Origin of the sequence: Pseudomyxococcus flavus (assembly GCF_050038885.1) — a bacterium.
GTDB classification, from domain to species: Bacteria; Myxococcota; Myxococcia; order Myxococcales; family Myxococcaceae; genus Myxococcus; species Myxococcus flavus.
This window is the reverse complement of sequence record NZ_CP143624.1, coordinates 7,831,711-7,854,583: the sequence shown is the minus strand read 5'-3', so window position 1 is coordinate 7,854,583 and position 22,873 is coordinate 7,831,711. Positions and strand designations below refer to the sequence as shown.

Here is a 22,873-nt window from a genome sequence, read left to right as displayed (position 1 = left end):
CTCGGGTCAGGCGGGACGTCGAGGATGCCCTCGACGGAGAATTCCAGATACTCCATAGCCCATTCCGCCGGACAGGTCTCCAGAGGGCCCCCTGCCCTCCGGTAGCAGGTGGTGTGCCAGCGTGCCGCCTGCCCCCTTGGCCGCCTGCGTCATACGAGCTGTTCGAGGAGCGCGCGCAGCGCGTCTCGCGTCGGCCCCGATGCCGTGTCCGCCACGCGCTTCAACATGTCCCTCGCATGGACCCACGTCGCGGGCTCCACGTCTTCCAAGGCGGACAAGGCGGCCGCTTGCTGCTCCGGGGCCTCCACCGCGCGGAGCTGGAACTCCAGCAGGGCCACCGGCGCCTGCGATGGCGCCCCGAGCCGGAGGAGCGCCACTGCCGCGCACGCCGCCACGGATGGGTTCGTATCCTCAAGACGGCCGCTCACCCGCTCCAGCAGCTCGGCGCTGGCAGCCCCCATGAGGCCCACCAGCGTGAGCGCCTCCACGCGAATGGCGGACTCCCCTTCCTTCACGGCGCGATGGAGTGACGCCTCCAGCCCTTGCAGCGAGGGAAGCGGCCTGCCCTCGCGGCGCGCGTCCTCGACCAGGCTCCGCAGCGCCGTCAGGGCCAGATAGAGCCGCGCGCCTTCGGCGGTGCGAATGTGCTCCAGCAGCGCGGGCATGGCCACGCCCGGCGCCAACGAGGCCAACGCCCCCATCGACTCCAGCGCCGCGCCCGCCACGTCCTCCTCGTCGTCCAACAAGGGAATGAGCCGGGGCAGCAGCGGAACCGCTGCCTCCCCCATCCGCCCGACCGCTCCCGCCGCAGCGCGTCGGACCGCCGGCCGCGGGTGCTCCAGCGCCGCATCCACGGCCGCACACTGCGCGGGCGCCACCCGGCACACGTTGGCCAGCACGAAGGCCGCGTCCTCCACCGCCGCATTCGCCGCGTCCAGAGTGGACACAGCCACCACCACCGCCTGCATCGCGGTGCCCGCCAGTCGCACCGGCGGCGGCCACCAGGCGGACTGCAACACGGAGAGCAGGGGGCCCACCGCAGCTCCGGGCCGCGCCAGGGCCTCCAGGAGGACCTCGGCGGCTCGCTCGCGCGCCATGCCGTCCTCCGCGCCCAGTGCGTCTCCCAGTCCCTCCACGGCCAGCTCACGCTCCGACGCCGATGGTGAACTGAGGAGGACGACCCATTCATCGACGGACCGGACGCGCTTCGGCACTGCTGGTTCCTCCCACGGAGCTCGCCGGCTCAGACCCCACCCGGCGGGGATGGGTTGATAATCCCGCCAGGACTCCCGGGCTCGAGGAATGGGGGCCTCGTCCTGAGCGATCGCAGCCAATCGCTCCGCGCCTCCAGCATGCAGCGCGTCGTCTTCCCCGTGCAGCCTGATTCACCCTGTGTTCCTGAGACGCAGGGAGAGAAGCGCCCGCACGCCGCGTAAGCGGCTACGCTGCGTGTGCCCCGGGTCCACCTGGTGCCGTGGACGGTCGCGGCGCATCCAGGCCTGGCACCGCGGTGACACAGCGGCTCGGAATCCCCCTTACTGCCCGACTCCCGGGCACAGGAGACACTGGATGCACGCTTTGACGAAGCCCCTGCGCTTGCGACACACGGCACTGCTCTGTGCCCTTTCCTGGGGTGGACAGGCCCTGGCGACCCCTCCGGAGACGGTCGCCGACGGCGCGACGAAGGTGCGGCCTCACCCCAAGAACGCGAGGGCATTGCAGCAACCAGCCCCTGTCCCCGCCGACGAACCACATCTCATCCCCCCGCCCCTCCCCGACTGTCCCGGGATGATCGACAACACGGTGGTCCGGCTCGGAGTCGCACCCGCCGGGCATCTGAACATTCCCTGCCCCACCAACCCCGTCTCCAGCGGCACGTATGGCACCTCATCGATTGGCCTGCGCTACCTGCCCACGAACGGAGAGGCCGCGGCTCCCGGGGACGCCTGTGAGGGCTGGGGTGTCGCGAGCGCCGACCTGGGCGTCTCCGGCTACAGCTCGGCAGGCTGCGGCTCCGCCAACGTCACGGTGGAAATCAACGCGCCTTCGCCCATCTCCACCCTGTCCGTGGTCCGGGTCGGCGACACGTTCCGGGTGACGCACATCTACACGCCATCACCCGCGACGCCCTTCCTGTATCAGGTGAACGTCCTCATCGAGAACATCGGCACGTCCTTCGTCTCCGACCTGCGCTACACGCGCGGCATCGACTACGACATCCTGCCCAACACCTTCTCCGAGTACGTCACCATCGCGGGCACCGCGGGCAACCCCTGGGTGGTGGGCGCGGTCGACAACAACTTCGTTTCGTTGGATCCGCTGGCCCCCAACTTCCCCCTCATGGGAGGCGTGGGCGATTTCACCAACCTGGGCCCGGGCGATCTGGGCGCGCAGCTCGACTTCCGGCTGGGCTCGCTCGCCCCGGGTGAGGTCCGTTCCTTCCGCACCTTCTACGGCGCGGCCGGTAGCCATGCGGATGCGCTCAACGCGCTCGCGGCGGTGGGGGCGAGCACGTACTCGCTCGCCAAGGGGAACTGGGATGGAACCGGCGACCCGCTGAGCCCCACGGGCGCGCCGACCGGCACCTTCGCCGCCGTCACGGGTCAGCCCAACACCTTCATGTACGGCTTCCGCCCGCCTGAGACGCCAACGCACTGCTCGGTGGAATGCCCCGCCATCCTGTCCCACGGCGTCTACACGCCGGACCGCGCGGGCGTGCAGGACGCCTGCGTCGTCAATGGCCAGTATGACAACCGCGTGGTGGCCGTCACCACGCTCCACGGCGAGCGCGTCGAGTTCTCCTGCATGGACTACGGCAGCCCCATCGGCAATCCCTGCAACGTCGTCCCCGGCGCCGACACCTGCAACCTGACGGCCTTCCAGAAGCTGTGCAGCGACCCGACGTTCGCCCAGTACTGCCTCTGAGGGCCTCGGGCGTTCGACGCCGCCCCTGGAGCTCCGCGCCGGGGCACCCCACAGCGGTGCCCCGGCCGGAAGGCTCAGGCCTTCAGGGTCGACGGCGGCGAGGCATCCGGGACGCGCCGACGCCGCAGTGAGACGGCCACCAGCAGCGCGATGCCGGATGCCGCCACCCCACTGGTGAAGGGCGCGCCCGGCCCCAACCGCGAATAGAGGAAGCCGCTCCACACCGGCCCCACGACGCGCGCAAGCCCTCCGGCGGACTGCACCACACCCAGCACACCGCCACGCAGCTCGCGCCCCGCGAAGCCCGAGGCGAGGCTGGCCATCAAGGGCTGCAGCAGCCCGGTGCCCGAGCCCACGAGCACCATGGCCAGCACCAGCATGGCGCCATGGCTGGCGGCCGCGATGAGCCCCAGCCCCGTCCCCATGCACGCGGCCCCCACCAGCACCAGCGTCGTGTCACGCACCCGCCGCGTCAGCCAGCCAATGCCGAAGGCCTGGAGGACGAACGTCGTCAGCCCCATCAGCGCGAACAGTCGCCCCACCTCGCGCTCGCCCCAGCCGAACCGCGCCTGGGCCAGCAGCCCCAGGGACACCTGCAGGTTCGTCATCCCGATGAACACCAGGAACGTCAGGGCCAGCACCGCGCCCAGTCCCGGCCGGGCCAGGACCTGCGAGACGCGCACGCGGGGACGCTCGGGCGTCACGGGCTCGCCCGCGTGAGGCCGGTGGGTCTCCGGGAAGAAGAAGAACACGCCCATCATCGCCAGCGCCGCGAGCACCGCGCCCGCCAGCGGAGGCGCCCAGGCCCCCCATACGTGGAGCACCCCGCCAATGACGGGCCCCAGCACCATGCCCAGGCCGATGCCCGCTCCCACCCGGCCCATGCCCTCCGTCCGGCCGTGCTCGTCCGTCACGTCCGCCACCGCCGCCTGACAGGCCGCCAGGTTGCCGGCGGTGGCCCCTGCCAGCAGCCGAGACGCGAAGAGCAGCGGCAGCAGGCGTACGTGCGTGGAGTAGGCGAACAGCGCCATGGAGAGCGCGTTGCCCAGCAGGCTCAGCAGGATGACGGGCCTGCGCCCCACCCGGTCCGACAGCCGCCCGAGCACCGGCGAGGCGACGAGCTGCGCGGTGGAGAACAGCGCCAGCAGCACCCCCGCGGTGGTGGCCGTCCCACCCATGGACTCCACGTAGAAAGGCAGCAGCGGGATGATGAGCCCGAAGCCCACCAGGTCCAGGAACACCGTGACGAAGACGAGTCCCCGCACCCGTCGCTGCACGTGCCGGGGCGCGGGGGAGGTCCAGGGAGGCGGCGACATGCGCGGGATGATTCACGGCCGCGCGCTCGAGGGAAACAGGTTTCGAGCCCCGACGCATCGGCAGACACATCCATGATAATCTGGACCAACCCGAAACTCCCACCCGCTCACGGAGAGCCATTCGGGCCACGAAAGGAACGCCAACATGTCCTCCCGCCGACACAGCCTGTCCTGGAGCGTCGCCCTCCTGCTGACCTTCGCCGCCAGCACCGCCAGCGCCACGGAGCCGGCCGGCACCTCGCTGGCCGTGGCGGAGCCGTCGGTATGCTCTCAGCAAGTCCAGTCCGATGCCCTGGCTGACGAGGGCGAGCTGTCGGGGCTCGTCTGTCTCTCGGTTCGCTGCTCGACGGACCAGGAATGCCAGGCGGCATGCCCCACCGCGAGGACGGCAACGTGCTCGGGCAACGCGTGCAGCTACACCTTCGGCGGCGGTGGTGGTGGCGGTGGCCCGGGCGGTCCCTCCTGCCCCTCGACACGCTGCATGTACGACGACGACTGCGTCTGCAACGGTGTGCAGGGATACTGCGCGGGCCGGGCCTGCGCCTACTGACGTCAACGATACCGGGCATGGGGCTGGGTGACGCACCCTGCTCCATGCGGCCGGGAATGCTTCAGCGCTTCCGGGCGGGCCGCGCTCGCGACGGCCGCGGGGCCAGCAGGTCCTCGAAGAGGGAGAACACCTGCTCCGCGCCCTGTTGCAGCGCCGGGGCCCCAGCTCGTGCCCACTGGTCCAGCAGCCACCCATCCGTGGCCTGACCAATGCCCATGAGCGCCGTCAGCAGCAGCGCCTCCGGCACATCGCCCCGCACCGCGCCCAGCTTGCGCCCGTCCTCCAGGGCGCGCTGGAACCACGCGACCAACGGCCCTTCGAAGCGCAGCCAGGCGTCGTGGAGCTTCGGGTGCGTCCGCACCAGCGACATGCCCCGCAGGAGCCGAGCCGCGCGCTCCTCCTCCATGACGTAGGCAATCAGCGCGAAGTATCGCTCGCGCAGCGTGCGCCAGAAGTCCTCAGCGCTGGCGGGCGCCTGCCATGCGCCGAACCGGTGCGCCAGCGCCTCCAGCGTCTGGCCGAGCACGGCGGCATACAGGTCGTCCTTGCCCTCGAAATAGTAGTACGCGACGCCCTTGGAGAACCCCGCGCGCTCCAGGATGCGGTTGTAGGAAGCCCCATCGAAGCCGTGCTCCGCGAACTCCTCCGCGGCCACGGCGAGGAGTGTCTGTCGGCGCTCGGGGTCGAGCCTGCTGGAGCGGGGACGGGGCATGGAGCGAAGGGCTTCTATCAGGATGCGCCAGGGGTGTCGCCGAGCGCCGCGCGGTGCAACTGGTGCCACGCGACAATGGCGCGGTCCGACCGGACCAGGTGGCCATGCGTCAGCGCGCCGGAGCGCGGCAGGCTGGAGCGGACCATCCGGTGGTCATCTGGCTGGATGAACCGGAACTCGAAGGCAATCGCCAGCCTCGCCGCGAGCCAGCCCAGCCACGGCAGGCGGACATAGGACTGGTGGAAGCGGGCGGCAATCCACGTGTGCTCGGCGTCCACGGGCGTACACACCACGGCGCCTTCCAGCCGCGACGTGAAGCGCAGATGAATCACGCCCGGATACGCGACGCTGATGGCGAAGCGGAATCCGGTGCCGGGTGGCCGCTCCTCCTTCCGCAGCCAGCCCTCCGTGCGGATGGCGCCCTCGTCCACCTGGACTTCGTAGGGGTCCAGGCGCGTGTACCCGGGTGGCACGTAGCGCCGGTGCGCGAAGGGGAAATGGTGGAGGTCCATCATCCCCTCCATGACCCGCGTGAAGCGCGCGCTCCAGACCTCCTCGACGGAGGCGCTGTTCGCGTCGGGCTCGGGCGCTCCCGGAAGCCACGGCAGCGCGGGCAGGGCCTCCGGCGCCGGCCCCCCGAGCCACGCCCAGATAAAGCCATGCGCCTCTCGAACCGGGTGCATGCGAAGCGTCAGCGCCCGCGAAGGCTTCGCGTCACGGCCCTCGCAGGGCATGAGCTGACAGGCGCCGCCGCCGTCGTAGCGGAAGCCATGGTAGGGGCACTCCAGCGCGCCCTCCTGCACCCGTCCCAGCCCGAGGTCCGCGCCGCGATGGGGACAGGCCGCATCCGCGCAGCGCGCCACGCCCGTCGCGTCCCGCCAGAGCACGAGCCGCCGCCCCAGCCGCTGGAGCCCCACGGGCCGCGCCCCTCCGAGCGCTGACGCCCGGGCCACCGCGTACCAGCTGGCGGCCCACCGCTCCCCCTGCTTCGAGCCCGTCACCTCATTCATGCATCCCGTCCTAGACCGATGGTTGGACCACTGGTCTAATCATGCAGCGCGGCGGCCGCGCGCGCAACGGAAAGCACGGCGGACGCCTTCACGGGCTCATTGCTTGTCGGGGCTGGGAGGAAAGCGAGCCAGCAGCTTGTGCACGGCGTCGTTGATCTTCTTCTGGAGGTCGTCCGGCGACAGGTTCCGGTGGAGCTCGGCCTGGGCCGTGCCTCGCCAGACGAGCCGCTGCTCGCGCGCATCCACCCCGTCGAGGATGAGGGTGCCCACGTCGTACTCGCGGACGTAGGTGCGTGGCCCGCCCACGCCATACGGATAGCCGTAGGGTCCGTAGAAGGCGCTCCAGGGGCTCCAGTAAGGGCCCCACGGATAGCCGTAGAAGGAGTCCACCGTGTCCACGGACACCTTGGTGGTGATGGCCCCCTGCCACCCCACGAGGAAGTCCGGGTCGTCTCCCATGTCGACCTTCTGGTAGCCGCGGTCCTGCAGCTCCTTGTCCACCGCCATGCGCACCCGGACGTCGATGATGTCGTTGTAGACGCGAGGATCCTTGCCCTGGGGCTGAGGCAGCCACGCATAGCGCTGGAAGCGCTCGATGCGCTCGACCGCCGTGGGGTCGTAGTTGGTGTTGACGCGGATGCCCGAGCAGGCCGCCAGCGCCAGCCCCAACAGCACGGGCGTCATCCGAAACAGCAGACGCATACGAGCCTCCTGGATGTTGGTGCGCGAACACACCGCGACACCGGCTCCAGGGAAAGCTAGGCGTCCGTCACGCGGGACTCGGGTACGGCCCGGCCGTCCGGCATCCGGGGCGGAGCGGGTCCAGGCGCAAGGTGTGCCCGTCCGGGATGAAAGCAACGAATCCGTTGTTCCAGCCGCGCCTTCATGCGCCAGACCGTCTATATCCCCGGCTTTCCGCCCTACCCGCGGTCTGGACACCCCGTTTCAGGAGCCACCCTTGAGACATCCCCATCGACGTTTCGCCGGCGCCAGGTATGTGCTGGTCTCCGCGTGCACCTCCGCCCTGCTGACCTCGTGCGCCTCCTCCACCTCCGCCGAGAAGGCGGAGACGCCCGCTCCCGCGGCCACGCCCGCCGCGCCCCAGCCGGCTCCGGAGGCTTCCGCGCCGAAGCCCACGTATGGGACCTTCGGGTTCGACCTCGACGGCATGGACCGCAACGTCCCGCCGGGAGATGACTTCTACGGCTTCGCCAACGGCCGCTGGGTGCAGCGGACGGAGATTCCGTCGGACCGCTCCAGCTACAGCATGTTCACGACGCTCGCGGAGCAGGCGGACCAGCGCAACCGCCAGCTCATCGAATCCCAGTCCCAGGCCCCCGAGGGGAGTGAAGCCCGGAAGGTGGGTGACATCTTCGCCAGCTTCATGGACGAGGCGGCCATCGAGGCCAAGGGCGCCGCGCCGCTCAAGCCGGAGCTGGACCGCATCGCCGCCATCAGCCAGCGCAGCCAGCTGGCCGCGGTGCTGGGCGCGACGCTGCGCTCGGACGTGGACGCGCTCAACATGGGCGACGTCACCACGGACCGCCTCTTCGGCCTCTGGGTGGCCGAGGACTTCAACGAGCCGTCGCGCTACGCCCCCTACCTGCTCCAGGGCGGCCTGTGGCTGCCGGACCGCGACTACTACCTGGTGGACAACCCCCGCTTCACGGAGGTCCGCAAGCGCTACCAGGCGCACATCGCGGCCATGCTGAAGCTGGCGGGCTTCGACGACGTGGAGGCCCGCGCGGGCCGCGTCCTCGCGCTGGAGCGCAAGATTGCCCAGGCGCACTGGACGCAGGTGGACACGCGCGACGTCTCCAAGGCGAACAACCCCTGGCCTCGCGCGGAGTTCGCGAAGCGCGCACCCGGGCTGAACTGGAACGAGTTCTTCACCGCCGCGGGCCTGGGCTCGCAGCCACAGTTCATCGTCTGGCAGCCGAGCGCGCTGACGGGCCTGTCGAAGCTGACGCAGAGCGAGCCGCTCCAGACCTGGAAGGACTACCTGGCCTTCCACGCCGTGGCCCGCGCGGCGCCGTATCTGTCGAAGGCGTTCGTGGACGAGAGCTTCGCCTTCAATGGCAAGACGCTCAGCGGCACGCCGAGCATGCGCGAGCGATGGAAGCGCGGCGTCGACTTCACCAATCACGCCATGGGCGAGGCCGTGGGCAAGCTGTACGTGGAGAAGTACTTCCCGCCGGAGGTGAAGGCGGAGGCGGATGCCATGGTCCGCAACATCATCACCGCGTTCGCCAAGCGCATCGACGCGCTGGAGTGGATGTCGCCTGAGACGAAGGCCCGCGCGAAGGAGAAGGTGTCCACGCTCCAGGCCAGCATCGGCCACCCGGAGCGCTGGCGTGACTATTCGGGGCTCGAAATCGTGCGCGGCGACGCCTACGGCAACGCGGAGCGCGCCGTCCTCTTCGAGTACCACCGCAACGTCGGCAAGCTGGGCAAGCCCGTGGACCGCAAGGAGTGGTACATGGTGCCGCAGCTGGTGAACGCGCTGAACTCGCCGCAGCAGAACTCCATCATCTTCCCGGCGGCCATCCTCCAGCCCCCCTTCTTCGACGCGAACGCGGACCCGGCCGTCAACTACGGTGGTATCGGCGCCGTCATCGGCCACGAAATCGTCCACAGCTTCGACGACGTGGGCGCCAAGTTCGACGCGCGCGGCAAGCTGGAGAACTGGTGGACGAAGGCGGACGAGGCGAAGTTCCAGGCCGCGGGCAAGGCGCTGGCGGCCCAGTACAACGCCTACCGCCCGCTGCCGGACCTCTCGGTGAACGGCGAGCTGACGCTGGGAGAGAACATCGCGGACATGGCGGGCGTCGCCGTCGCCTATGACGCGTATCAGCTGTCCCTGGGTGGCAAGCCCGCGCCCGTCATCGATGGCTTCACCGGAGACCAGCGCTTCTTCCTTGGCTTCGGTCAGGTGTGGCGCACCAAGTTCCGCGAGCCCTACCTGCGCCGCATCCTGATGACGGACGGGCACGCGCCCGGCCCGTACCGCACCGCCACCGTGCGGAACATCGACGCGTGGTACGACGCCTTCGATGTCAAGCCCGGCCAGGCGCTGTACCTTGCTCCCGAGCAACGCGTTCACATCTGGTGAACCGAGCATTTGACGGCTTAACCCGGATTGAAGGACTGTAATGACTTCACCCCGGAGGAGCCGAAATGATGCGTCACATGCTGTGGAAGGGACTGGGTGTCGTCGCGGTGCTGGCCATGGTGGGCTGTGGTGGCCCGATGGACGACGCCCATGAGCCGATGCTGGCGGACCAGGAGCAGGAGCTGCCCATGTGCAAGGTGGACGTCCCGAAGCCTTGTCCGGATGGCTTCTACTGCGAAGGCAAGGTGTGCCGGCCCTTGCCGCTCTGATTTCCACGCGGTTCCCGCCAGGCGGTCCTTTCGTGGCCGCCTGGCGGCTCTCTTGAAGCCATGGGCCGGCGCCCGGTGGAGGCAACAGATGTCGCTCCCCAGTCTTGTGCTCGAAACACCGCGTCTCATCCTGCGGCCGCCGGTCGCCGCGGATCTGGACGGCTTCGCGGCGCTGCTGGCGGACCCGGTATCCGCGCGGTTCATCGGCGGCGTCCAGCCGCGCTCGGTGGCGTGGCGGAGCCTGTGCGTGATGGCGGGCTCGTGGGCACTCCACGGCTTCGCGATGTTCTCCGTCCTGGAGAAGTCCACCGGCGCGTGGGTGGGACGGGTGGGCCCATGGAAGCCGGATGGCTGGCCGGGAACGGAGATTGGCTGGGGCCTGCTCCGCGAATACTGGGGGCGGGGCTACGCGACCGAGGCGACGACGGCCACCCTCGACTGGGCGTTCGACCACCTCGGCTGGACCGACGTCATCCACTGCATCGCGCCGGAGAACACGCCGTCCCAGCAGGTCGCGCTCCGGCTGGGCTCACGGCTGCTCGGACCGGGCCAGCTCCCACCGCCGCTCGACACCACGCGCGTCGACCTGTGGGGGCAAACCCGGAACGCCTGGCGGACACGCAGGCAGTAGCCGCCGCCCCGGCATCGAGCCACCCTGATAGGGGGGCGTGGGGACGGCCAATCTTGCGCGCAATCCGTCCGGGCCGTTAAACCTGCAAGACGCGTCAGTCCCTGTTTCAACCGTCTCCGTGATGTCTCGCGAAGGCGCTATCGACCTGTTCTCACATAGGGCGACGCGCCGACATGACCCATTCCACCGAGCAGTTGCCTCGCTGCCTCTCGCAGGGTCCTCGTAGCATCGTGGATGCGTTCACGGAGCAGGTGACGCGGCAGCCCCATGCCGTTGCCGTCACCTTCGGGGATCATGCGCTCACATACAGTCAGCTCGACGCGGAGGCGAGCCGCCTCGCCCAGCGGCTGCGCGCCGTGGGAGTGGGCAGGACGTACCCTCGCGTGGGTGTCTGTCTTCCACGCGCGCCGGAGCTGGTCGTCGCGCTCCTGGGCATCCTCAAGGCCGGTGGCGCCTATGTTCCACTCGATCCGGAGTATCCCGCCGAGCGGCTCGCCTTCATGGCCTCGGATGTGGGGCTGCGCGTCATCGTCACCCGGACGGAGCTCTGCTCCCGACTGCCCGAGGGGGGATGGCAACCCCTCTGCCTGGATGAACATCGCGATGAACGCGCGTCCGATGCACTCCTGACCACGGTCCCCCCCGCCGAGCTCGATGACCTCGCCTACGTCATCTACACGTCAGGCTCGACGGGCACGCCCAAGGGCGTCTGCATTCCTCACCGAGGCGTGCTCCGGCGCGTGCTCGACACGGACTACCTCGCGCTTCGCCCCGAGGACCGGGTCGCCCAGGCCGCGACGGTCTCCTTCGACGCATCCACCTTCGAGGTCTGGGGCGCGCTCCTCAACGGCGCCACGCTGGTCATCCTCGCCAAGGAGGATGTGCTGGACCCCGTGCTCTTCGCGAAGCGCATCCAGGACGAGCGCATCACCGCGCTCTTCCTCACCACCGCCCTCTTCAATCACATCGCTCGCACACGGCCGGCCGCCTTCCGTCCCTTGCGCGCCTTGCTCTTCGGCGGCGAAGCCGTGGACCCCGCCTGCGTCCGCGAGGTCCTCGCGCGGGGCGCGCCGGAGCGCCTGCTTCACGTCTACGGTCCCACCGAGAACACGACCTTCAGCACCTGGCACCCGACGTCCCACGTCGAAGCCGCCGCGCTCACCGTTCCGATCGGGAAGTCGCTGGCCCATGGCTCGGCGTGCGTGCTGGACGAGCGGCTTCAGCCCGCGTCAGAAGGAGAGCTCTTCGTCGGTGGGGACGGGCTCGCCTGGGGGTACTGGAACCGGCCGGACCTCACGGCGGATCGCTTCATTCCGGACCCTCGAAGCACCACGCCCGGAAGCCGCTTGTACCGCACCGGTGACATCGTCCGGCAGCGGCCCGACGGGGCGCTGGAGTTCATCGGTCGGCGCGACCATCAGGTGAAGCTGCGAGGCTTCCGCATCGAGCTGGGCGAAGTCGAAGCGGCCTTGCGCCAACATCCCGCCGTGCGAGAAGTCGCGGTGCTGGTTCGAGAGGACGTCCCCGGTGACAAGCGGCTCGTGGCCTACGTGGCCTCGGACGTCACCGCGGAGCCGCTGCGCGCGCACCTGGAACGCCAGCTCCCCGCGCACATGCATCCGCAGGCCTTCGTCCTGCTCGAGGCGCTACCCCTGACCCCCAACGGCAAGGTGGACCGTTCAGCACTGCCACGGCCCGATACCCTCATATCCGCCGACACTGCCGCTGACGCCGCTCCCGCGCCGGGTCTGGAGGCAATCGTCGCCAAGGTCTGGGCGGAGACCCTGGGGCTTGGCTCCGTGGATGCGACGACGAGCTTCTTCGAGCTCGGCGGCCATTCGCTGCTGGCCGCGCAAGCCATCTCGCGCCTCCGCGCCGCCCTGAAACAGTCGATTCCACTCCGCGCGCTCTTCGACCATCCCACCCTCCGTGAGTTCTGCGCGAGCCTGCCCACCGCGACCTGGGGCTCCGTGGACGAGGAAGCCCGCTTCGGTCCATTCAGCGAGGAAGCCAGGCGACAGGTCTCGTTCGCGCAGCAACGGCTGTGGTTCCTGGAGCGGCTGATGCCAGGCACGCCGCTCTATTCACTCCCCATGGCATTCGAGCTGCGTGGCCCCCTGGACGTGGCCTGCCTGGAGGCCAGTCTTCAGGCCCTGGTACAGCGTCACGAAGCCCTGCGCACGGCCTTCCCAGGTGACGGTGTCCCGGAGCAACGTATCGCCACGGCCCTGACGGTTCGACTGACCCGGCACGTCGTGGAGACCGCCGATCAAGCACAGTCCCTGATGCAGCAGGAAGCAGACGCACCGTTCTCTCTGGCCGACGGGCCACTGATTCGCGCGCGCCTCCTGGAGCTCGCAGCGCACCAGCACATCCTCGTGCTCAACCTGCACCACATCATCTCCGACGGCTGGTCCCTGGGCGTCCTCTACCGGGAGCTGTCCGCCGAGTACCGCGCCCGCCTCTCCGGCCTGCCGTCCCCGCTGGCCCCGCTCCCCATCCAGTACGCCGACTTCGCCGCCTGGCAGCGCCAGTGGCTCCAGGGGGACGTCCTCCAGCGCCTCCTCGACTTCTGGACCGGCCACCTCCACGGCGCCCCTCACCTCCTCGAGCTGCCCACCGACTTCCCTCGTCCTCCCACCCAGCACTTCTCCGGCGATACCTTCCGCTTCTCCCTTCCTCGCTCCCTCCACTCCTCCCTCGTGCGCTTCAGCCGTCAGCACGGCGCCACCCTCTTCATGGCGCTCCTCTCCGGCTTCCAGCTCCTCCTCTCCCGCTACTCCGGACAGTCCGACTTCCTCGTCGGCACTCCCATCGCCAACCGCACACACCCACTCCTCGAAGGCCTCATCGGCTTCTTCGTCAACACACTCCCGCTTCGCGCCCGCCTCGACGCCAACCTCTCCTTCCTCCAGCTCCTCCTCCGCGTCCGCGACTGCTGCCTCGATGCCTACGCACACCAGGAGCTGCCCTTCGAGAAGCTCGTCGAGGCCCTCCACGTCGTCCGAGAGCCAGGCCGTGTGCCACTGGTTCAAGTGCTGTTCGCTTTGCAGAACGCACCGGGCTCGGGGCTTCAACTCTCCGGGCTCGAAGTCACGCCGAAGCCCTTGGAGACGCGGACGGCGAAGTTCGACCTCTTCCTGGCCCTGGAGGAATCCCCTGAGGGACTTCTCGGCACCATCGAATACGCCACGGCCCTCTTCGAGCCGGCGACCGTGGAGCGGCTGGCGCAGCACTACCTGAACCTGCTGGACGCCATGGCCCGGGCGCCGCACATACCCATCGGGCAGCTGGACATGTTGGCGGCCGAGGAGCGCCAGCGCCTGCTGATGGATTGGAACGCCACTGCCCGTCCCTATCCCGCCGATGCCTCCCTGCCCCAGCTCTTCCAGGCCCAGGTCCTCGCTCGCCCTCACGCCATCGCCGTCCAGCAGGGCGACGTCTCCCTCTCCTACGCCCAGCTCGACGCACGCTCCGACTCACTCGCCTGCCTCCTCCGCTCGCACGGCGTCTCGCCACTCCGTCCTCTCGTTGGCGTCTGCCTCCAACGCTCCCCGGACCTCATCGTCTCCTTCCTCGCCATCCTCAAGGCAGGGGCCGCCTACGTCCCTCTCGACCCTGACTACCCCTCCGAGCGCCTCGCCTTCATGGCCCGCGATGCGCGCCTCTCCGCCATCGTCACTGACTCCTCCCTCCTCTCGCGCCTTCCCTCCGACTGTGCGCGCCTGTGCCTTGACACGCTTGGCTCCGAGCTCGCACGCCTCGACGTACGGCCCCCTGCCTCCAACGCCACGGGCCAGGACATCGCTCACGTCATCTACACCTCGGGCTCCACCGGTATCCCCAAGGGCGTCTGCATCACGCACGGCGGAATCTGCCGGATGGTATTCGACTCGGATTACCTTCAGCTCGGCCCCGAGGATCGCGTCGCGCAGGTTACGACGGTCGCCTTCGACCTCTCGACCCTGGAAATCTGGGGCGCGCTGCTCAACGGGGCCACGCTCGTCATCCTCACCAGGGACGAGGTCCTCGATCCCACCGTCTTCGCGCGCCGGCTTCTCGAAGAGCGCATCAGCGCGCTGGTCATCGCCACGGCGCTGTTCAACCTGACGGCTCGAACCCGCCCGGACGCATTCCGCATGCTGCGCTGGGTGGTGTTTGGTGGCGAAGCAGCGGATGTCTCCTGCGTCAACGCGGTGCTCTCCCACGGTGCGCCCGGGACGTTGCTGAACGGCTACGGCCCCACGGAGAACACCACGTTCAGCACGTGGTTTCGCGCGGGGCCGGGTCCGGAGGGCTCCGTTCCCATCGGACACCCCGTGTCCAACGGCACGGCCTACGTGCTCGACTCACACCTTCAACCCCTCCCTCTCGGCGTGGCAGGTGAGCTCTTCGTCGGCGGCGACGGTCTGGCGATGGGCTACTGGAACCGGCCCGACCTCACCGCCGAGCGATTCATCCCCCATCCCTTCTCGACTGCACCCGGTGCGCGCCTCTATCGCACCGGAGACCTCGCGCGACGCCGGCATGATGGGGCATTGGAGTTCATCGGCCGCCGCGACAACCAGGTCAAGCTACGAGGCTTCCGCATCGAACTGGGCGAGGTTGAAGCCGCCCTGCGTCGGCACCCCGCTGTCCGCGAGTCCGCGGTCCTGGTCCAGGAGGACACACCCGGAATCAAGCAGCTCGTGGCGTATGTGGCCACGAACGTTGCTCCCACCGCGCTCCGCGAGCACCTGCGTGAGTCGTTGCCCAACTACATGCTGCCCAGCGCCTTCGTCGTGCTGGATGCGCTCCCGCTGACCCCGAACGGGAAGCTGGACCGCCGCGCGCTGCCAGCTCCCGGAGCACTCGGCTCCGACACCGAGGCATTCACCGAGCCGCGGACTCCGCTGGAGAAGCAGGTCGCCGGCATCTGGAGCGAAGTGCTGGGACGTCCGGACATCAGCGTCACCGCCAACTTCTTCGACCTGGGCGGGCACTCACTGCTGGCCACGCAAGTGGTGTCGCGCGTTCAGGAAGCCCTTGGGGTGCCGCTCCCGGTCAGGACCCTTTTCGAGGCGCCCACCATCGAAGACTTTGCGTGCGCGCTTCAACAGCGACTCACGGGCCAGACAGGGAATCCCGAGGCGGTACTCATCCCGGTCACCCCTCGACAGGGACCACTGCCCCTTTCGTTCGCACAGGAGCGACTGTGGTTCCTCAGCCAGTTCCATGACGACCACCGGGTCTACAACCTCCCGATGGCCGTTCGCCTGGTGGGGCCACTTGACGTCCAGGCATTGAAGGACGCGCTCCAGGCGGTGGTCGCCCGGCATGAGGCGCTCCGAACCTGCTTTCCGGGTAGCGCCGTTCCCACGCAGGTCATCGCCGATACGCTCGACGTGCCCCTCAGCGGCACAAGCAGCTTGGAGTCCTCCGCGCTTGCCAGCATTCAGCACGAAGCAGAGTCCCCCTTCATGCTGGCCGAAGGGCCACTGATCCGCGCGCGCCTCCTGGAGCTCGCAGCGCACCAGCACATCCTCGTGCTCAACCTGCACCACATCATCTCCGACGGCTGGTCCCTGGGCGTCCTCTACCGGGAGCTGTCCGCCGAGTACCGCGCCCGCCTCTCCGGCCTGCCGTCCCCGCTGGCCCCGCTCCCCATCCAGTACGCCGACTTCGCCGCCTGGCAACGTCAGTGGCTCCAGGGGGACGTCCTCCAGCGCCTCCTCGACTTCTGGACCGGCCACCTCCACGGCGCCCCTCACCTCCTCGAGCTGCCCACCGACTTCCCTCGTCCTCCCACCCAGCACTTCTCCGGCGATACCTTCCGCTTCTCCCTTCCTCGCTCCCTCCACTCCTCCCTCGTGCGCTTCAGCCGTCAGCACGGCGCCACCCTCTTCATGGCGCTCCTCTCCGGCTTCCAGCTCCTCCTCTCCCGCTACTCCGGACAGTCCGACTTCCTCGTCGGCACTCCCATCGCCAACCGCACGCACCCACTCCTCGAAGGCCTCATCGGCTTCTTCGTCAACACACTCCCGCTTCGCGCCCGCCTCGACGCCAACCCCTCCTTCCTTCAGCTCCTCCTCCGCGTCCGCGACTGCTGCCTCGACGCCTACGCACACCAGGAGCTGCCCTTCGAGAAGCTCGTCGAGGCCCTCCACGTCGAGCGCTCCCTGAGCCACGCCCCGCTCATCCAGGTCATGTTCGCCTTGCAGAACGCCCCAGGTGCTCTGCCTGAGCTCCCGGGCCTTCAGGCGGACACCATCGAACTGCAGACCCATACGTCGAAATTCGACCTGACCTTGATGCTGGAGGAGTCGGACGACGGCCTGCGCGGTGCCATCGAGTACGCAACCTCGCTCTTCACGCGCGATAGCATTGAAGCACTCGCTGCGCACTACCAGGTCCTGCTGGAAGAAATTGTCCGAGCCCCTGAGACACCTGTCCACAGCGTGCAGCTGCTCCGTGGTGACGAGCGCCAGCGCCTGCTGATGGATTGGAACGCCACCGCCCGTCCCTATCCCGCCGACGCCTCCCTGCCCCAGCTCTTCCAGGCCCAGGTCCTCGCTCGCCCTCACGCCATCGCCGTCCAGCAGGGCAACGCCTCCCTCTCCTACGCCCAGCTCGACGCACGCTCCGACTCACTCGCCTGCCTCCTCCGCTCGCACGGCGTCTCGCCACTCCGTCCTCTCGTTGGCGTCTGCCTCCAACGCTCCCCGGACCTCATCGTCTCCTTCCTCGCCATCCTCAAGGCAGGGGCCGCCTACGTCCCTCTCGACCCTGACTACCCCTCCGAGCGCCTCGCCTTCATGGCCCGCGATGCGCGCCTCTCCGCCATCGTCACTGACTCCTCCCTCCTCTCGCGCCTTCCCTCCGACTATGCGCGCCTGTGCCTCGACGCCCTTGGCTCCGAGCTCGCACGCCTCGACGTACGGCCCCCTGCCTCCAACGCCACGGGCCAGGACATCGCTCACGTCATCTACACCTCGGGCTCCACCGGTATCCCCAAGGGCGTCTGCATCACGCACCGAGGCGTCAGCCGGCTGGTGGTCAACGCCGACTACTTCCAGTTCACACCCGAGGACCGAGTTGCCCAGGCGGCCACTGCATCGTTCGATGCATCCACCTTCGAGATCTGGGGTGCGCTGCTCAACGGCGCCACGCTTGTCATCCTCTCCAAGGATGACGTCCTCGACCCAGTCGCCCTGGAGCAGAAACTCCACGCCGAACGAATCTCGGTCCTGTTCCTCACCACCGCGCTTCTCAACCATGTCGCGCGACACCGGCCGTCGGCGGTTCGAGGCCTCCGAGGACTCTTCTTCGGTGGAGAGGCCGCGGATGCGGCATGCGTTCAGCGCATTCTCGCGCACAGTGCACCGGGCTTCCTGGTCAATGCCTATGGACCGACGGAGAATGCGACCTTCAGCACATGTCAGCAGGTGCTCCAGGCCGTTCCGAATAGCCTGACCGTCCCTATCGGACGCCCCATCGCGAACAGCACGGCCTATGTTCTGGACGCGCGGCTCCAACCCGTTCCCCTCGGCGTCACGGGTGAGCTCTTCGTTGGCGGCGACGGCCTGGCGATGGGCTATTGGAACCGCCCCGACCTCACCGCCGAGCATTTCATCCCCCATCCCTTCTCGACCGAGCCGGGTGCACGCCTCTACCGCACCGGAGATCTCGTGCGTCAGCGCCGGGATGGAGCACTGGAGTTCGTGGGCCGCCGCGACACCCAGGTCAAGGTGCGTGGCTTCCGCATCGAGCCAGGAGAAATCGAAGCAGCGCTGGGTCAGCATCCCGAAGTCCGAGGCGCCATCGTGCTCGTCCGTGAGGAATTCCCGGGCGACAAGCGACTGGTGGCCTATGCCGCGTCCACCGCCTCCACCACCGAACTGCGGACCCATCTGCAGGGCCTGCTGCCTGGGCACATGGTACCGGCCACCATCCTCGTGCTCGACGAGCTGCCGCTCACGCCCAATGGCAAGGTGGACCGCCGGGCCCTTCCATCACCCATGGACGGCGGAAGCCCCGAGGACGAGGCACCACCGTCACGAACACTGACGGAGCTCGAACAGAAGCTCGCCCCCATCTGGTGCGACGTGCTTCGGCTTCCCCGCCTCGACCCCCGCGCCAATTTCTTCGAGTTGGGTGGGCACTCGCTTCTCGCCACCCAGTTGGTGTCACGCACGCAGGAAACGCTCGGCATCCCGTTGTCGGTCCGAGTGCTGTTCGAGGCGCCGACGCTCGAGTCCTTCGCCCTCGCTGTGGGGCCCCGACTCGGAGCAGACAAGGCCGTCACCCTTCCGACCCCCATTCCGACGCAGCATCGAGACGGGCCGCTGCCGCTCTCCTTCGCACAGGAGCGCTTGTGGTTCCTCAACCAGCTCCATGTCGATCGGTCCGTCTACAACGTGCCGATGGCCGTCCAACTCGACGGTCCACTGGATGTGACCGCACTGGAGCTCAGCGTGCAGGCACTGGTCCAGCGGCATGAGTCGCTGCGCACACGCTTTCCCGGCGAAGGCATCCCCGAGCAAAAGATTGCTGTCGCGCTGGATGTCCACCTGGAGCACGCCACCGCCTCGTCACTGGACGAAACACGTGAGCTGCTGCTCCGCGCAGCCAGCGAGCCTTTCGACGTCGCTCAAGGCCCACTGTTCCGAGCCTTCCTTGTCGCGCTCGGTGACGAGCAGCACGTCTTGCTCCTCAACCTGCACCACATCATCTCCGACGGCTGGTCCCTGGGCGTCCTCTACCGGGAGCTGTCCGCCGAGTACCGCGCCCGCCTCTCCGGCCTGCCGTCCCCGCTGGCCCCGCTCCCCATCCAGTACGCCGACTTCGCCGCCTGGCAGCGCCAGTGGCTCCAGGGGGACGTCCTCCAGCGCCTCCTCGACTTCTGGACCGGCCACCTCCACGGCGCCCCCCACTTCCTCGAGCTGCCCACCGACTTCCCTCGTCCTCCCACCCAGCACTTCTCCGGCGATACCTTCCGCTTCTCCCTTCCTCGCTCCCTCCACTCCTCCCTCGTGCGCTTCAGCCGTCAGCACGGCGCCACCCTCTTCATGGCGCTCCTCTCCGGCTTCCAGCTCCTCCTCTCCCGCTACTCCGGACAGTCCGACTTCCTCGTCGGCACTCCCATCGCCAACCGCACGCACCCACTCCTCGAAGGCCTCATCGGCTTCTTCGTCAACACACTCCCGCTTCGCGCCCGCCTCGACGCCAACCTCTCCTTCCTCCAGCTCCTCCTCCGCGTCCGCGACTGCTGCCTCGACGCCTACGCACACCAGGAGCTGCCCTTCGAGAAGCTCGTCGAGGCCCTCCACGTCGAGCGCTCCCTGAGCCACGCCCCGCTCGTCCAGGTCATGTTCGCCTTGCAGAACGCCCCAGGTGCTCTGCCTGAGCTGACTGGGACGCAAGCCACAGCGCTGCCCCTGCACAACCGCACGGCGAAGTTCGATCTGACGTTGTCGCTCGAAGAGACAGCCGATGGCCTGCACGGCACCATCGAGTATGCGACCACGCTCTTCACACGCTCCACCGTGGAAAGAATGTCGTCGCACTACGTCCGCCTGCTGCACGCGCTGGTCGATGCGCCCCTTGCCCCCGTGGGCGGGCTGGAACTGATGTCCGAAGACGAACGGCATCAGGCGCTGCTCGAATGGAACGCCACGGCACGGCCCTATCCGTCCGAGACCTCCATTGCGCACGTTGTCGAGGCGCAGGCCGCGAAGTTCCCCGAAGCCATCGCGGTTCGCCACGGTGACGAGGTGCTCACCTATGGGCAGCTCGACCGGCGGGCACAGGCGCTCGCGTCCCTGCTGCAGGCACACGGCGTGAGCCGGCGTCAGCCGCAGGTAGGGGTGTGCCTGCCTCGGTCCTGTGACCTCGTGGTCGCGCTCCTCGCCATCCTCAAGGCCGGCGGCGCGTATGTGCCGCTCGACCCGGACTACCCGCCCGAGCGACTGTCGTTCATGGCTCGAGACGCCCAGATGCGGCGAGTCATCACGCACAGCTGCCTGGCGAGCCGCGTGCCCACGGAAGCCGGAGAGCCCCTCTGCATCGACGCGCTCGCTCCGTCCGCTCCGTCCGCCGCGCTTCGTCGACAGCCGCAAGTCGGCGCGGATGACCTCGCGTACGTCATCTATACATCTGGGTCCACGGGGACGCCCAAGGGCGTCTGCGTTCCCCATCGGGGTGTCCTCCGGCTGGTGCTGGACACGGACTATCTCCAACTGGGGCCAGAGGACCGGGTCGCACAGGCCGCCACCGCCTCGTTCGACGCATCGACGTTCGAGATCTGGGGAGCGCTGCTCAATGGCGCCACGCTCGTCATCCTCTCCAAGGATGACATCCTCGACCCGGCCGTCCTGGCCAGGCGCCTCGCCGAGGAGCGCATCACGGCGCTCTTCCTCACCACCGCTCTCTTCAACCACGTCGCCCGCACTCAACCGGCGGCGTTCCAACCCCAGCGGACGCTCCTCTTCGGCGGTGAGGCCGTGGACCCCGACTGCGTCCGAGCAGTCCTCGCGCACGGTGGCCCGCAGCGGCTGCTCCACGTCTACGGCCCGACCGAGAACACCACGTTCAGCTCGTGGCACCTGACGTCCCAGGTCGAGCCCTCGGCGCACTCCGTTCCCATCGGGCAGCCGCTGGCCAACAGCACCGCGTACGTATTGGATGCCCGGCTCCAGCCCGTCCCCATCGGCGTCACCGGCGAGCTGTTCGTCGGAGGTGACGGGCTCGCATGGGGCTATTGGGCCCGCCCCGAGCTCACCGCCGAGCGCTTCGTCCCGCATCCCTATTCCGCCACCGCTGGCGCGCGTCTCTACCGCACTGGAGACCTGGTGCGACGCGGCCCGGATGGCGCGCTGGAGTTCGTCGGCCGCCGTGACAACCAGGTGAAGCTGCGTGGCTTCCGCATCGAGCTGGGTGAGGTCGAAGCCGCCCTGCGCCGGCACGACCAGGTCCATGACGCCGTCGTGCTCGTCCGGGAAGACGCGCCCGGGGACAGGCGGCTGGTGGCCTATGCCGCCGCGAACGCGCCGCCTGCGTCACTGCGCGAGCACCTCCAGCGTCAGCTGCCCTCGCACATGGTGCCCTCGGCCGTCATCGTCCTGGACGCACTGCCGCTGACGCCGAACGGCAAGGTCGACCACCGCGCGCTGCCACGCCCCGCGGATGCCACGGATGACACCGCCGATGAGGTGGAGCCACGAACGCCGCTCGAGCAGGAGCTCGCGGCGCTCTGGGCGGAGGTCCTGGGCCGTCCATCCGTCAGCGTGACGGCCAGCTTCTTCGACCTGGGCGGCCACTCGCTGCTGGCGGCGCAGCTGGTGGCGAAGCTCTCCGAGCGGCTCGGCGTGAAGGTCCCCTTGCAGGTCCTCTTCCAGAGTCCCACGGTGGCCGCGCTCGCCCGGTGGCTCCAGGACCTGAAACGCGGCGGAGGGACGGAAGGCGTGGGCCCTTCGCTACCAGGAAGCCTCGTGCTGCTCCAGCAGGGGCGGGCCGACCTGCCTCCGCTGCTGTGCATGCACCCCGTGGGCGGCACGGTGTTCTGCTACCAGGACCTGGTCCGAGCGCTGGGCCCGGAACGGACCGTCTACGGCTTCCAGGCGCCCGGAGTGAATGGCGAGTGCGAGCCCTTGCAGACGGTCGAGCAGCTGGCGTCGGTGCACCTCGACGCGCTGCTCCAGCACCTGCCGCGCCCGCCGTACTACCTGGTGGGGCTCTCCATGGGCGGAACGATTGTCTACGACATGGCGCAGCGCATGCGGCGCATGGGGATTGCGCCGGAACTCCTGGTGTTCCTCGACACGCCCGGCCCCGGACAGTTGCCCACGCAGTTCGAGGACGACGCCGCGCTCCTGGCGGCTGCGTTCGGCGATGCCTCGGAGGAGTTGACCCAGCACCTGCGAAGGCTCGCTCCCCATGAGCAGATGCTCGAGGTCCTCCGCCGAGCCCGTGCCGACGGTGTCGTCGAGGCGTCGTTCTCGCTCGTGGACCTGCAGACGTTCCTCGCCGTCTGGAAGGCGCACATGCGCGCGCTGTTCAGCTACCAGCCCCAGCCCTATGACGGAGCGGCCGTCTACCTCCGAGCCTCGGAGTATGTGCCGCCCCATCCCCGGCATCCGGAACGGCCCTGGCAGCAGCTCGTCCGCGGTGGCCTGGAGCTCGTGCATGTCCCGGGAAACCACCAGACGATGATCGAGCCCCCGAACGTCGAGGTCATGGCGCGCCACCTCACCGCCTTCCTCCAGCGCGTCGAAGCGCGAGCCCCCATCGGCGAAACAGGCACCTGAGCACCGGGGAGCGGGTCGTCCTGGAACACGCGCCGCCTGCCCGGCCCCTGGGGCGGCTGGCACC

The 22,873-nt window shown here is 68.9% G+C and carries 11 protein-coding genes; 6 read left to right on the top strand and 5 right to left on the bottom strand.

Annotation, left to right across the window (positions count from 1 at the left end):
* Positions 1 to 149 precede the first annotated feature (149 nt).
* The gene (locus tag VZL07_RS32895) at positions 150 to 1,214 is read right to left on the bottom strand and encodes a hypothetical protein (protein ID WP_426751906.1); all 1,065 of its coding nucleotides are present in this window, start codon (positions 1,212 to 1,214) and stop codon (positions 150 to 152) included.
* Positions 1,215 to 1,788: 574 nt separating this feature from the next.
* Between VZL07_RS32895 and VZL07_RS32890 the strand changes: the two genes are divergently transcribed.
* Positions 1,789 to 2,925, top strand: coding sequence for a hypothetical protein (locus VZL07_RS32890; protein ID WP_426751905.1), 1,137 nt, complete (start codon positions 1,789 to 1,791; stop codon positions 2,923 to 2,925).
* A gap of 74 nt (positions 2,926 to 2,999) precedes the next feature.
* Here VZL07_RS32890 and VZL07_RS32885 read toward each other — a convergent pair whose 3' ends face one another.
* On the bottom strand, positions 3,000 to 4,241 hold the full coding sequence (locus VZL07_RS32885) for an MFS transporter (RefSeq protein ID WP_426751904.1): 1,242 nt from the start codon (positions 4,239 to 4,241) through the stop codon (positions 3,000 to 3,002).
* Positions 4,242 to 4,386: 145 nt separating this feature from the next.
* Between VZL07_RS32885 and VZL07_RS32880 the strand changes: the two genes are divergently transcribed.
* Complete coding sequence (locus VZL07_RS32880) at positions 4,387 to 4,791, top strand: hypothetical protein (RefSeq protein WP_426751903.1); 405 nt, start codon at positions 4,387 to 4,389, stop codon at positions 4,789 to 4,791.
* Between the two features lie 61 nt (positions 4,792 to 4,852).
* Here the strand turns inward: VZL07_RS32880 and VZL07_RS32875 are convergent, their stop codons facing one another.
* The 3 genes from VZL07_RS32875 to VZL07_RS32865 form a co-directional block, all read right to left on the bottom strand.
* Positions 4,853 to 5,503: a TetR/AcrR family transcriptional regulator gene (locus tag VZL07_RS32875; RefSeq protein WP_426751902.1), complete on the bottom strand. Its 651-nt coding sequence runs from the start codon at positions 5,501 to 5,503 to the stop codon at positions 4,853 to 4,855.
* A gap of 17 nt (positions 5,504 to 5,520) precedes the next feature.
* Entirely contained in the window at positions 5,521 to 6,513 is a 993-nt protein-coding gene (locus tag VZL07_RS32870) for a Rieske 2Fe-2S domain-containing protein (RefSeq protein WP_426751901.1), read from the bottom strand.
* A gap of 96 nt (positions 6,514 to 6,609) precedes the next feature.
* Positions 6,610 to 7,215: a DUF4136 domain-containing protein gene (locus VZL07_RS32865; protein WP_426751900.1), complete on the bottom strand. Its 606-nt coding sequence runs from the start codon at positions 7,213 to 7,215 to the stop codon at positions 6,610 to 6,612.
* 256 nt (positions 7,216 to 7,471) lie between these two features.
* On the opposite strand from VZL07_RS32865, the gene VZL07_RS32860 reads away from it, so the two are divergent.
* The 4 genes from VZL07_RS32860 (at position 7,472) to VZL07_RS32845 (ending at position 22,809) form a co-directional block, all read left to right on the top strand.
* On the top strand, positions 7,472 to 9,625 hold the full coding sequence (locus tag VZL07_RS32860) for a M13 family metallopeptidase (RefSeq protein WP_426751899.1): 2,154 nt from the start codon (positions 7,472 to 7,474) through the stop codon (positions 9,623 to 9,625).
* A 77-nt stretch (positions 9,626 to 9,702) separates the two neighbouring features.
* Complete coding sequence (locus tag VZL07_RS32855; protein WP_426751898.1) at positions 9,703 to 9,894, top strand: hypothetical protein; 192 nt, start codon at positions 9,703 to 9,705, stop codon at positions 9,892 to 9,894.
* An 88-nt stretch (positions 9,895 to 9,982) separates the two neighbouring features.
* The gene (locus VZL07_RS32850; RefSeq protein WP_426751897.1) at positions 9,983 to 10,525 is read left to right on the top strand and encodes a GNAT family N-acetyltransferase; all 543 of its coding nucleotides are present in this window, start codon (positions 9,983 to 9,985) and stop codon (positions 10,523 to 10,525) included.
* Positions 10,526 to 10,698: 173 nt separating this feature from the next.
* Positions 10,699 to 22,809, top strand: a complete 12,111-nt coding sequence (locus VZL07_RS32845) for an amino acid adenylation domain-containing protein (protein WP_426751896.1) — start codon at positions 10,699 to 10,701, stop codon at positions 22,807 to 22,809.
* Positions 22,810 to 22,873 lie beyond the last annotated feature (64 nt).

Bases quoted from the DNA above. Each gene is read 5' to 3' on its own strand.
- VZL07_RS32890 (WP_426751905.1), top strand. From the start codon at position 1,789: ATGATCGACAACACGGTGGTCCGGCTCGGAGTCGCACCCGCCGGGCAT.
- VZL07_RS32885 (WP_426751904.1), bottom strand. From the start codon at position 4,241: ATGTCGCCGCCTCCCTGGACCTCCCCCGCGCCCCGGCACGTGCAGCGA.
- VZL07_RS32880 (WP_426751903.1), top strand. From the start codon at position 4,387: ATGTCCTCCCGCCGACACAGCCTGTCCTGGAGCGTCGCCCTCCTGCTG.
- VZL07_RS32875 (WP_426751902.1), bottom strand. From the start codon at position 5,503: ATGCCCCGTCCCCGCTCCAGCAGGCTCGACCCCGAGCGCCGACAGACA.
- VZL07_RS32870 (WP_426751901.1), bottom strand. From the start codon at position 6,513: ATGAATGAGGTGACGGGCTCGAAGCAGGGGGAGCGGTGGGCCGCCAGC.
- VZL07_RS32865 (WP_426751900.1), bottom strand. From the start codon at position 7,215: ATGCGTCTGCTGTTTCGGATGACGCCCGTGCTGTTGGGGCTGGCGCTG.
- VZL07_RS32855 (WP_426751898.1), top strand. From the start codon at position 9,703: ATGCTGTGGAAGGGACTGGGTGTCGTCGCGGTGCTGGCCATGGTGGGC.
- VZL07_RS32850 (WP_426751897.1), top strand. From the start codon at position 9,983: ATGTCGCTCCCCAGTCTTGTGCTCGAAACACCGCGTCTCATCCTGCGG.
- VZL07_RS32845 (WP_426751896.1), top strand. From the start codon at position 10,699: ATGACCCATTCCACCGAGCAGTTGCCTCGCTGCCTCTCGCAGGGTCCT.